Raw genomic sequence first — 11,376 nt, forward strand, 5'->3', positions numbered from 1 at the left:
CCCGCCGCCCGTGCGGACCCTGCGCGTGCCCGTCGCGGGCGGCGTCCTGGGCGCCACCGTGGCCGAGCGCGCCGAGCGCGCCGAGCGCGCCGAGCGCGCCGAGCGCGCCGAGCGCGACGAGCGCGACGCGGCGACGGTGCTGCTGCTGCCGGGCCAGTCGCTGGGCCCGGACGTCTTCGACGGGGTCCTGGCCGACCTCGCCGGCGGCTTCCGGGTCGTCGTCGCCCACACCCGCGGCACCGGGGAGGGCGAGGTGGAGGCCGGGGACTGGACGACCCGCACGTTCGCCGCCGACGCCCTCGCCGTCCTCGACGCCCTCGGCGTCGCCCGCGCGCACGTCTACGGCTTCTCCATGGGCGGCCGCGTCGCGCAGGTGCTGGCCGCCGAGCACGGCGAGCGCGTCGCCTCCCTCGTCCTGGGCGCCACCGGACCCGGCGGCGCGCACGAGGTCCCGCGCTCGGCCGAGGTCACCCGCACCCTGCGGCACAGCGGTTCCCCCGCCGGCCGGGCGGCGCTGGCGGAGCTGTTCTTCCCCCCGGCGTGGATCGCGGAGCACCCCGCGACGGCGGCCCGGTTCGCCCCGCGCGGCACCCCCCGCGCGCGCCGCGCCCACCACTCCGCCAGCACGGGCCACGACGGCTGGGACCTGCTCGCGCGGATCGCGGCGCCCACGCTCGTCCTGCACGGCGAGGACGACGCCCTGACGCCCGTCGCCAACGCCGCGCTGCTGGCCGGGCGGGTGCCCGGCGCGCGGCTGTTGACGTTCCCCGGCGCCCGCCACGGCTACCTGGAGCAGGCCCGCCCGCGCTCCTCGCAGGTGGTGCGCGCCTTCCTCAGCGGACGGTGGCCAGCGCCAGCGGCAGGCAGCGCACCGTGAGGGTGGAGCCGGCCTCCACCTGGAACACCTCGCCGTCCAGCTGCAGCGGCATCGGCGACTCGGTGCGGAAGACGTAGGGCGCCCTGCGGGACTCCACCTCGTGGGCCCCGCGCAGCACCCGCGCGAACTCCGCCAGCAGCCGCAGCTTGCCGCGGTGCGGGATGAGCAGCGTCTCGAAGCGCCCGTCGTCGGGGGCGGAGTCCTCCGACAGCTGCGCGTACTTGGCCATCCGGTCGATGTTGGCGAACACCAGCGAGTCGATGCGCAGCCGCCGGCCCTCGTGCACGATCGCCAGCGGCCGGTAGCTCCAGAACGCCCGCACGACGAGCATCGACTCCTTCACCGCGTCCAGGTCGTGCTCGTTGAGCGCGGCCGCCGCGACGGGGGTGATGCCGATGCCCGCGTAGGAGTGCGCCACCCGGGTGCGGCCGGCGCCGCTGACCTCCAGCAGGTCCATCCGCACCGGCGGCCTGCCGCCGGCGGCGTCGACGACGGCCTCCACCAGCGGGCGCTCCTGGGTGGCGGTGGCGTGGTCGTTGGCGTTGCCCGAGGGCAGCACCGCGGCCAGGCCCTCGTGCCCCTCCCGCTCGGCCTGCAGCAGCCCGTTGACGACCTCGTGGTAGCCGCCGTCACCGCTGGCGGAGACCACCAGCGTGCCCGGCCGCGCCGCGACCGCCTCGCGGGCCAGGTCCTCGGCGTGCCCGGCGTGCTGGGTCTCCAGCAGCTCCACCTCCAGCTGCGGCACCCGCCGCTGCAGCTCCTCCTGCAGGCGCCGGGCGTTGTCCGGCCCGTCGCCGGTGCTGTTGGGGTTGAGCACGACGACGACGCGGGTCAGGGGTGCTGGGCTCACGCCTGCACCGTAGGGGCTGCCGCGTAGCCGTGCTCGGCGTCCACCACGTGCAGCAGCGCCTCCCCGGCCGCGAACCGGCGCACCTGCTCGTGCAGCAGGGCCTCCAGGCGCTCGCCGAAGCCCGCCGCGTCGCCGGCCAGGTGCGGGGAGACGATCGCGCCGGGCTCGTCCCACCACGGGCTGTCCGCCGGCAGCGGCTCGGTGCGCCACACGTCCAGCGCCACCCCGCCCAGCCGCCCGGCGCGCAGGGCCTCCAGCAGCGCGTCCTCGTCGACGACCGGCCCGCGGCCCACGTTGACGACGATCGTGCCGGGCCGCATCGCGGCGACGACGTCGCGGCCGACCAGGCCCCGGGTGGCCGCCGACAGCGGCGCGGTGACGACCACGAGGTCGCAGCGGCCGACGAGGCCCACCAGGTCCGCCGGCCCGTGCAGCGCCGCGAAGGGCTCCACCGGCGGCCGCGGGCTGCGCACCACCCCCTCGACGGCCACGCCGAGCCCCGCGAGCAGCCGCCCGACCTGCGTGCCGATCGAGCCCGCGCCGACGACGAGGGCCCGCCGGCCCGCCAGCCCCAGCGTCGTGCGGTGCTGCCAGCGGTGCTGGGCCTGCAGCCGCAGCGTCGTCGGCAGGTCCTTGCAGAAGGCCAGCACGCAGGCCAGCACGTACTCGGCGATGTCGCGGTCCAGGACGCCGCGGCTGCACGTGAGCACGGCGGTGGGCAGGTGCTCCACCAGGCCGCCGGACAGCAGCCGGTCCGGGCCCGCGCTGCTGGTGTGCACCCACCGCAGCCGCGGCAGCGGCCCGGCGCTCGCGCAGGCGGCGCTGATCGCGGCGTCGAAGCCGTCCCAGACGACGAGGGCGTCGGCGGCGGCCAGGGCGCCGGGCAGCGCCGGGTCGCGGGGGCGGTAGGGGGATCGGGGCACGCCGGGACGCTAGGCGGCCGCCCCGGCCGCGGGACCCGCCGCGCGGGCCGCTGTGGACGGACGGGCGGGTCGGCGGGCTGTGCGGACGGCGGCCGCCGCGTCCCGTCCCGTCCCGTCCCCCACGAATACCTACCGAGTGCTCGACTTTCGGGGTACGGTCCGGCCATGACCGACGACGCCGTCACGACCCTGCTGAGCCGGCTGACCCTGGCGGAGAAGGCCGCCCTGCTCGGCGGCTCGGACTTCTGGCACACCGAGCCCGTGGAGCGCCTGGGCGTCCCGGCGCTCATGGTCACCGACGGCCCGCACGGGCTGCGCAAGCAGGCCGAGGGCGCCGACCACCTGGGCCTGAACGCCAGCGTGCCGGCGACCTGCTTCCCGCCCGCGGCCGGTCTGGCCTCCTCCTGGGACGTCGACCTGCTGCGCCGCGTCGGCGAGGCGCTGGGCCGGGAGACGCGCGCCGAGCGGGTCGCCGTGCTGCTCGGGCCGGGGGTCAACATGAAGCGCACGCCGCTGTGCGGACGCAACTTCGAGTACTTCTCCGAGGACCCCGTGCTCGCGGGCGACCTGGCCGCCGCGATGGTGGCCGGGGTGCAGAGCCAGGGCGTGGGCACCTCGCTGAAGCACTTCGCGGCCAACAACCAGGAGACGCAGCGGATGACGGTCTCCGCCGACGTCGACGAGCGGACGCTGCGCGAGATCTACCTCACCGCCTTCGAGCGGGTCGTGAAGACCGCCCAGCCGTGGACGGTCATGTGCTCCTACAACCGCATCAACGGCGTCTACGCCTCCCAGGACCCCTGGCTGCTGACGCGGGTGCTGCGCGAGGAGTGGGGCTTCACCGGGCTGGTCGTCTCCGACTGGGGCGCCGTCGACGCCCGCGAGGAGGGGGTGCGCGCCGGGCTCGACCTCGAGATGCCCTCCTCCGGCGGCACCGGCACCCGCCGCGTCCTGGACGCCGTCGCCGCCGGGACGCTGAGCGAGGCCGACGTCGACCGCTCGGCGCGCCGCGTGCTCGAGCTCGTGGAGAGGTCGCGGACCGCGCTGGCCGAACCGGGTTCCTTCGACGCCGGGGCCCACCACGCCCTGGCCCGCGAGGCCGCCACCCGCAGCGCCGTGCTGCTCAAGAACGACCCCGTCGGCCGGGACCCGCAGGCCGCCCCGCTGCTGCCGCTGGCCGCGAGCGGCGGCACCGTCGCCGTCGTCGGCGAGTTCGCCCGCACCCCGCGCTACCAGGGCGCGGGGTCCTCGCAGGTCAACCCCACCCGCCTCGACGACGCGCTGAGCGCGCTGCGCGAGCAGTTCGCCGGCGCCCGCGAGGTCACCTTCGCCGCCGGCTACGACCCCGCCGGCGAGGACGCCGACGCAGCGCTGGTGGCCGAGGCCGTGGCGAACGCCGAGGCCGCCGAGGTCGTCGTGCTGTTCCTCGGCCTGCCCGCCTCCTACGAGTCCGAGGGCTACGACCGCGAGCACATGAACCTGCCGGCGGCGCAGCTGGAGCTGCTCGAACGCGTCGTCGCCGCGAACCCGGCCGTCGTCGTGGTGCTCTCCAACGGTTCCGCGGTCCACCTGGAGCCGTGGCAGTCGGGCGTGCCCGCCGTCCTGGAGACCTGGCTGCTGGGCCAGGCCGGCGGCGGCGCCGTCGCCGACCTGCTCACCGGCGCGGTGAACCCCTCCGGCAAGCTGGCCGAGACGATCCCCGTGCACTACCTGGACAACCCGACGATCGGGAACTTCCCGGGCGAGCACGGGCACGTCCGCTACGGCGAGGGGCTGCTCATCGGCTACCGCTGGTACGACGCGCACGCGCTGCCGGTCGCCGGCGCCTTCGGCCACGGGCTGTCGTACACGACGTTCGAGCACTCCGGGCTGCGCCTGGTGGCCGGTGAGGACGGCCTGGAGGTCCGCGTGGACGTCCGCAACAGCGGCGACGTCGCCGGCGCGGAGGTCGTGCAGGTCTACGTCAGCGACAGCGAGGCCACCGTGCACCGCCCCGAGCAGGAGCTGAAGGCCTTCGCCCGCGTGCACCTCGAACCCGGCGAGAGCCGCGAGGTCGTCCTCGTGCTCGACGAGCGGGCGTTCGCGTTCTGGCACCCGGTCGCCGGCCGCTGGGTCGTGGAGGGCGGGGAGTTCGGGATCCGCGTGGGCTCCTCCTCGCGCGACATCCGCCTGGCCACCACGATCACCCTGCCCGGGGACGACGTCGCCGCGCCGCTGACCGCCGACGCCGAGGTGGAGCGGTGGCTGGCCCACCCCGTCGCCGGGCCGGCGCTGCGCGCCGCGATCGAGCGCACCCCCTGGGAGCAGATGCTCTTCGACCCCGCCAACGGGCAGATGATGCGGGCGATCCCGCTCGTGCGGCTCACCCGCTTCCCCGGCTTCCCCGTCACCGAGGACGAGCTGCCGCGGCTGCTCGCCGACGCGGGGGCCGGCGCCTGAGGCGGCGCCTTCAGAGCTCCAGGACGAGGACCACGTGCTCGCGGTCCTCGCGCTCGGCGCGCCAGGCCTCGCGGAAGCCCAGCTTGGCGGCCACCGCGAGGCTGCCCGCGTTGCCCGGCGCCACGATCGTGATGAGCCGCGGCAGGCGCACGGCCTCGCGGGCGTGGGCTATCCAGGCCGCCCCCGCCTCGGTGGCGTACCCGCGGCCCCAGGCGTCCCGGGCCAGGCGGTAGCCGAGCTCGACGTCGTCGGGGTACCAGCGCTGGCGGTGCAGCCCCGCGAACCCCAGGAACCGCCCGTCCTCGCGGCGCTCCACCGCGGCCAGCCCGAACGGGGCGGCCTCGGCGGCCGCCGACCGCTCGAAGGCGCTGTCGCAGTAGCCGGCCAGCGCGTCGGAGGCCGCGCGGTCCAGCACCGAGGGGAAGTGGTGCATCACCTCGGGGTCGGCGTTGAGCGCCGCGAAGGGTTGCCGGTCCCCCGCCGCCCACCGCCGCAGCAGCAGGCGCGGGGTCTCGATCCGGAAACCCTCCGCGGCGCTCACGTCGAAGCCCTGCCCGACCTCAGGCGGGGACGACGTTGACGAGCTTGGGAGCGCGCACGACGACGGTCCGCAGCTCGCGGCCGGCGATCGCCTGCTGCACCTTCTCGCTGCCCAGGGCCAGCTCGCGCAGCGCGTCCTGGGTGATGTCCGGGGACACCTCCAGGCGGTCGCGGACCTTGCCCTGCACCTGCACGACGCAGGTGACGGTCTCCTGCACCAGCAGCGACTCGTCCACCGCGGGCCAGCCGGCGCGCGCCACGGACGGCTCGTGCCCGAGCAGCGACCACATGTCCTCGGCCGCGTACGGCGCGAACAGGCTCAGCACGACGGCGATCGCCTCGACCGCCTCGCGCACGGCGGGGTCGGCCGGGCCGGGGCCCGCGTCGATCGCCTTGCGGGTGGCGTTCACCAGTTCCATGACGCGGGCGACGGCCACGTTGAACCGGTAGGCCTCGACGTGCTGGGAGACCTCGTGCAGCGTGCGGTGGGTGAGCGCGCGCAGCGCGGCGTCCCCGGTGGCCGGGTCGGCCCCGGGCTGCGAGGTGACGTCCCGCGCCAGCCGCCACGCGCGGCCGAGGAACTTCGCCGAACCCGACGGCGAGACGTCGGCCCAGTCGATGTCGTCCTCCGGGGGGCCGGCGAACGCCATCGTCAGGCGCACCGCGTCGACGCCGTGCTCCTCCAGCTGGTCGGACAGCCGGACGAGGTTGCCCTTGGACTTGCTCATCGCGGAGCCGTCCATGAGGACCATGCCCTGGTTCAGCAGCCGCGCGAACGGCTCGTCGAAGGGCAGGTACCCCATGTCGTGCAGCACCTTGGTGATGAAGCGCGCGTAGAGCAGGTGCAGGATCGCGTGCGTCACGCCGCCGACGTACTGGTCGATGGGGCCCCACTGCGCGACGAGGTCCTTGTCGAAGGGCTGGGTGTCGTCGTGCGGGGAGACGAACCGCAGGTAGTACCAGGACGAGTCGACGAAGGTGTCCATCGTGTCCGGGTCGCGCCGGGCCGGGGTGCCGTCGACCGGGCTCGGCACGTTGACCCAGTCCTCGGCGGCACCCAGCGGCGAGGTACCCTTGGGCGTGAGGTTCAGCCCCTCGCTGGGCGGCAGCAGCACCGGCAGCTGGTCCTCGGGGACGGGGACCTCGCCGTTCTCGGTGTGCACGATCGGGATCGGGGTGCCCCAGTAGCGCTGGCGGGAGATGAGCCAGTCGCGCAGCCGGTAGTTCCTGGCCGGGCGGCCCTTGCCGGAGGCCTGCAGCAGCTCGACCGCGCGGGCGATGCCCGCCGCCTTGTCCAGCCCGTCCAGCTCCCCGGAGTTCACCAGGACGCCGTCGCCGGCGGTCGCGGTGCCCGAGGTCGCCGGGTCCGGCAGCGGCTCGCCGTCCTCGTCGCGGACGTCGACGACCACGCGCACCGGCAGGCCGAAGGCGCGGGCGAAGTCGAGGTCGCGCTGGTCGTGGGCGGGGACGGCCATGATGGCGCCGGTGCCGTAGTCGGCCAGGACGTAGTCGGCCGCCCAGATCGGCAGCAGCTCGCCGTTGACGGGGTTGACCGCGGAGCGCCCCAGCGGCACGCCCGTCTTCTCCCGCTCCGAGGACAGCCGGTCGATGTCGGAGGTCTCCTGCACCTGCGTGCGGTACTGCTCGAACGCCGCGCGCACGTCCTCCTCGGCGCCGGCCGCCAGCTCCTCGGCCAGGTCGGAGTCGGCGGCGACGACCATGAACGTCGCCCCGTGCAGGGTATCCGGGCGCGTGGTGTAGACGGTGACCGGCTGCTCGCGGCCCTCGATGGCGAACTCGACCTCGGCGCCGGTGGAGCGCCCGATCCAGTTGCGCTGCATGCTGATGACCTTGGCGGGCCAGGTGCCCTCCAGGGTGTCCAGGTCGTCCAGCAGCCGGTCGGCGTACTCGGTGATCCGGAAGTACCACTGGGTCAGCTTCTTCTTGACGACCTTCGCGCCGGAGCGCTCGGAGGTGCCGTCGGGCAGGACCTGCTCGTTGGCCAGCACCGTCTGGTCGACCGGGTCCCAGTTGACCAGCGAGTCCTTGCGGTAGGCCAGACCGCGCTCGTAGAGCTTGAGGAACAGCCACTGGTTCCACTTGTAGTACTCGGGGTCGGAGGTGTGCAGCACGCGGTCCCAGTCGAAGGAGCACGCGTAGCGGCGCATCGAGGCCCGCTGCTGGGCGATGTTGTCGTACGTCCAGCCCCGCGGGTCCAGGCCGCGCTTGATGGCCGCGTTCTCGGCCGGCAGGCCGAAGGCGTCCCAGCCGATGGGGTGCATGACGTCGAAGCCGCGCTGCACCCAGTAGCGCGCGATGACGTCACCGAGCGCGTACGCCTCGGCGTGACCCATGTGCAGGTCGCCGGAGGGGTACGGGAACATGTCGAGCACGTACTTCTTCGGGCGCTCGTCGCCCGGCGCACCGCTCTTGAACGGCTTCAGCTCGTCCCAGACCGGCAGCCACCTGTCCTGCAGCGCGAACGCGTCGTAGCGCTGCTCGTCCTGCTCCTCGCGCGGGCTGGTCCCGGCGTCGGTCTGCGTCATCTCGTCCTCCCGGTGCACTCGTGCGTCCCGCCCGCAGACGTGGAAAGACCCCTCGCTCAGGAGGGGTCGCGGCGCCGGCACCTGCGCATGCGCAGCAGCTCAGCGCCGTCCGGGGAGTCGGCGGGTCAGCACGCCTCCAGCCTACCGCGCGGCGGCCGCGCGCTCAGGCGCCCGGGCGCTCGGGGCGCTCCGGGCGCGCGGGGCGGTCGGAGCGGTCGGCCCGCCGCCGGCCCCAGCCGTGCACGGGCGTGCTGCGGCGCAGCGCCCGCCGCTGCGCCAGGGCCTGCTCGGCCCGCACGAGCAGGTCGGCGACCTGTCCCTCGTCCCAGGGCGCGAGCACGGCCGCGCCGACCTCCACGGCCATCCGCGCCGAGCGCTCCCCGCCCTCGCCGTGCACCCGGTCCTGCAGGCGGTGCTGGGCCAGGCCGACGCGCACGCGGCGCTCCAGCTCCTGCGCGTGCAGGCCGGCGCCCGGGCCCAGCACGAGGAAGCGGCCCTCGTCGTCGCGCGCCACGACGTCGGAGGTGCGGGTGGCGCCGCGCAGCGCGGCCGCGACGGCGGCCTCGCGCTGCTCGCGCTGCTCGAGCAGCTCCTGCGAGCCGGGGGCGGGACCGCCCAGCTGCACCGCCGGGGTGACCTCCACGACGCAGGCGTGCACCGCTCCGCCCGAACGGCGCGCGGACTCCAGCACCTGGCGGCCCACCAGCAGCAGCCCGCGGCGGTTCAGCAGCCCGGTGGCCTCGTCGTTGACGCTCTCGTCGCGCGCGGACTCCAGCGCCAGCAGCAGCGACTCGACGGCGTCCTCCGCCTCGCGGGAGGCGCGGGCGGCCGCGGCCAGCGCCGCCGCCAGCAGGACCACCAGCAGCAGCGCACCGGCGAGCGCGACCGCGAGCGCCGCCGTGGCGGAGGCCAGCGCGGCGGTGGCGATCGCGCCGACGGCCGCGAGCCCGAGGACCCCGGCGGCGGCCGCGGCCCAGGGCCACGGGGGCCGCCCGCTGCCCGCGCGGCGGGGGGGCTGGACCGGCTGGGCTCGGGACGCATCGCTCACCTCGACGTGCTCGGCACGCCGGGGGGCCGGCTGGATGCGTCGAGCGGGTGACGCGGGCCGGTGGGTCGGCCGGGAGGTCAGCCGGTGGGTCGGCCGGGAGGTCAGCCGGTGGGCAGGCGGGAGAACTCCCCCGCGCGCCGCACCTGCTCCGGGGTCGGCGTCACCCCGGTGTAGAGGGCGAACTGCTCGGCGGCCTGCAGCGCGGCCACCTCGGTGCCGGTGACGACCTCGACACCGGCGCTGCGGGCCAGCCGGACCAGCGGGGTCTCCTCGGGGACGGCGACGACCTCCAGGACCGCCGCGGCGGCCCGCACGACCTCCGGCGCGACGGGCAGCTCCTCGGCGGCGGGACCGCCGGCCATGCCGACCGGGGTGGCGTTGACGAGCAGCGCCGGGCGCTGCTCGCCCAGCGCGGGCAGCCAGCGGGCGCCGTAGGCCTGCGCGAGGGCGCGCCCGGCCGTCTCGTTGCGGGCCACGACCAGCAGGTCGCCGAAGCCGTGGTCGCGCAGCGCCGCCACGCACGCCTTGGCCATGCCGCCGCTGCCCAGCACGGCGGTGGTGCCGGCGGGGGTGATGCCGTGGGAGGCGATCAGCCCCGCGACGGCCAGGTAGTCGGTGTTGCAGGCCAGCAGGTGCCCGTCGGTGTTGACGACGGTGTTGACGGAGCGGATCGCGGCCGCCGAGGGCTGCAGCTCGTCCACGAGCGGGATGACCGCCTCCTTGAACGGCATCGAGATGCCGGCTCCGCGGATGCCCAGGGCCCGGATGCCGCCGACGGCCGCGACGACGTCGGTGGTGGTGAACGCCTTGTAGACGTAGTCGAGGCCGAGCTCGGCGTAGAGGAAGTTGTGGAAGCGGGTACCGAGGTTGCTCGGGCGCCCCGACAGCGAGATGCACAGCTGGGTGTCCTTGGAGATCACGGGCCCATCCTGCCGCCTGCGGGAACACCTCCAGGAGTTTGATCGTTCAAGGAGTCGTGAAGCGCATCGGGTTCCTCTCCTTCGGCCACTACCAGCCGGTGCCCGGCTCGGCCGCCCGCACGGCGCGCGACGCGCTCGTGCAGACCGTCGAGCTCGCGGTGGCCGCCGAGGAGCTCGGCTTCGACGGCGCCTTCGTGCGGGTGCACCACTTCGCCCGCCAGCAGGCGGCGCCCTTCCCCGTGCTGGCCGCGATGGCCGCCCGCACCAGCCGCATCGAGCTGGGCACCGGCGTCGTCGACATGCGCTACGAGAACCCCCTCTACATGGCCGAGGAGGCGGCGCAGACCGACCTGCTCTCCGGCGGCCGCCTGCAGCTCGGCGTCAGCCGCGGCTCACCCGAGCCCGCCCTGCACGGCCCGGCGACCTTCGGGCACGTGCCCGCCGAGGGCGAGAGCGAGGCGGACATGGCCCGCCGCCACACCGACGTCTTCCGCCGCGCGATCGCCGGGGTGGGCGTGGCCGAGTCCGACCCGCGGATGACCGGCCGCTCGGTCGCGCTGCCGGTGCTGCCGCAGTCGCCCGGGCTGGCCGAGCGCATCTGGTGGGGCTCGGGGACCCGCGCGACCGCCCGCTGGGTCGCCGAGCAGGGCATGAACCTCATGAGCTCGACCCTGCTCACCGAGGACACCGGCGTGCCCTTCGACGAGCTGCAGGCCGAGCAGATCGCGCTCTACCGGCAGGTCTGGAAGGACTCCGGCTGGCAGCGCGAGCCCCGCGTCTCCGTCAGCCGCAGCGTCATGCCGATCGTCAGCGACCTCGACGAGGCCTACTTCGGCCGCGAGCGCGGCTCCGCCGACACCGTCGGCTCCCTGGGCGAGCCCGGCCTGGCCCGCTTCGGCAAGACCTACGCCGGCGACCCCGACGTCGTCGCCGAGCAGCTGTCCAAGGACGCCGCCGTGCGCGAGGCCGACACCCTGCTGGTGACCATCCCCAACGCCCTGGGCGTGGACTACAACACCCACCTCATGCGCTCGATCGTCGAGCACGTGGCCCCGGCCGTCGGCTGGAGCCGCAGCGCCTGAACCGCACGGCGCCGCACGGCTGACAGACGGGCCGGGACGGGAGCACCCTGGTGCCCTGGTCCCGGCCCGTGCCGCAGGAGGCCGACGTGGGCGACAGCGCAGCGCTCGACGCCGCGATCGACGACGCCTCGGCCGGTGGCGCGCCCGTCGC

9 protein-coding genes are annotated in these 11,376 nt (G+C 75.6%); 3 read left to right on the plus strand and 6 right to left on the minus strand.

The window, feature by feature from the left end:
- The coding region (locus GTQ99_RS13140) for an alpha/beta fold hydrolase (protein ID WP_205707411.1) at positions 1-877 on the plus strand (877 nt) is incomplete at its 5' end.
- Here GTQ99_RS13140 and GTQ99_RS13145 read toward each other — a convergent pair.
- Both GTQ99_RS13145 and GTQ99_RS13150 read right to left on the minus strand, forming a co-directional pair.
- Positions 834-1,727, minus strand: coding sequence for a diacylglycerol kinase family protein (locus GTQ99_RS13145; protein ID WP_166616188.1), 894 nt, complete (start codon positions 1,725-1,727; stop codon positions 834-836). The genes GTQ99_RS13140 and GTQ99_RS13145 overlap by 44 nt on opposite strands.
- A complete protein-coding gene (locus GTQ99_RS13150; RefSeq protein WP_166616189.1) occupies positions 1,724-2,650 on the minus strand; it encodes an NAD(P)-dependent oxidoreductase in 927 nt (308 codons plus the stop codon). The genes GTQ99_RS13145 and GTQ99_RS13150 overlap by 4 nt, the downstream gene beginning before the upstream one ends.
- A gap of 165 nt (positions 2,651-2,815) precedes the next feature.
- On the opposite strand from GTQ99_RS13150, the gene GTQ99_RS13155 reads away from it, so the two are divergent.
- Positions 2,816-5,089: a glycoside hydrolase family 3 C-terminal domain-containing protein gene (locus GTQ99_RS13155; protein ID WP_166616190.1), complete on the plus strand. Its 2,274-nt coding sequence runs from the start codon at positions 2,816-2,818 to the stop codon at positions 5,087-5,089.
- A 10-nt stretch (positions 5,090-5,099) separates the two neighbouring features.
- On the opposite strand, the gene GTQ99_RS13160 is transcribed toward GTQ99_RS13155, so the two are convergent.
- The 4 genes from GTQ99_RS13160 to GTQ99_RS13175 all read right to left on the minus strand — a co-directional run bounded on the left by GTQ99_RS13160 (position 5,100) and on the right by GTQ99_RS13175 (position 10,143).
- Complete coding sequence (locus GTQ99_RS13160; RefSeq protein WP_166616191.1) at positions 5,100-5,630, minus strand: GNAT family N-acetyltransferase; 531 nt, start codon at positions 5,628-5,630, stop codon at positions 5,100-5,102.
- A gap of 19 nt (positions 5,631-5,649) precedes the next feature.
- Positions 5,650-8,175 (minus strand): leucine--tRNA ligase, encoded by a 2,526-nt coding sequence (leuS, locus tag GTQ99_RS13165; RefSeq protein WP_205707412.1) that lies wholly within the window; start codon positions 8,173-8,175, stop codon positions 5,650-5,652.
- A 163-nt stretch (positions 8,176-8,338) separates the two neighbouring features.
- Entirely contained in the window at positions 8,339-9,223 is an 885-nt protein-coding gene (locus GTQ99_RS26920) for a diguanylate cyclase domain-containing protein (RefSeq protein ID WP_166616192.1), read from the minus strand.
- Between the two features lie 101 nt (positions 9,224-9,324).
- Positions 9,325-10,143 (minus strand): shikimate 5-dehydrogenase, encoded by an 819-nt coding sequence (locus GTQ99_RS13175; RefSeq protein ID WP_166616193.1) that lies wholly within the window; start codon positions 10,141-10,143, stop codon positions 9,325-9,327.
- Between the two features lie 56 nt (positions 10,144-10,199).
- Here GTQ99_RS13175 and GTQ99_RS13180 point away from each other — a divergent pair, with 56 nt between their 5' ends.
- The gene (locus tag GTQ99_RS13180) at positions 10,200-11,225 is read left to right on the plus strand and encodes an LLM class flavin-dependent oxidoreductase (RefSeq protein ID WP_166616194.1); all 1,026 of its coding nucleotides are present in this window, start codon (positions 10,200-10,202) and stop codon (positions 11,223-11,225) included.
- The last annotated feature ends 151 nt before the right edge of the window (positions 11,226-11,376 follow it).

It is taken from the genome of Kineococcus vitellinus (assembly GCF_009906315.1).
Taxonomy (GTDB): Bacteria; Actinomycetota; Actinomycetes; order Actinomycetales; family Kineococcaceae; genus Kineococcus; species Kineococcus vitellinus.

Bases quoted from the DNA above. Each gene is read 5' to 3' on its own strand.
- GTQ99_RS13155 (WP_166616190.1), top strand. From the start codon at position 2,816: ATGACCGACGACGCCGTCACGACCCTGCTGAGCCGGCTGACCCTGGCG.
- leuS (WP_205707412.1), bottom strand. From the start codon at position 8,175: ATGACGCAGACCGACGCCGGGACCAGCCCGCGCGAGGAGCAGGACGAG.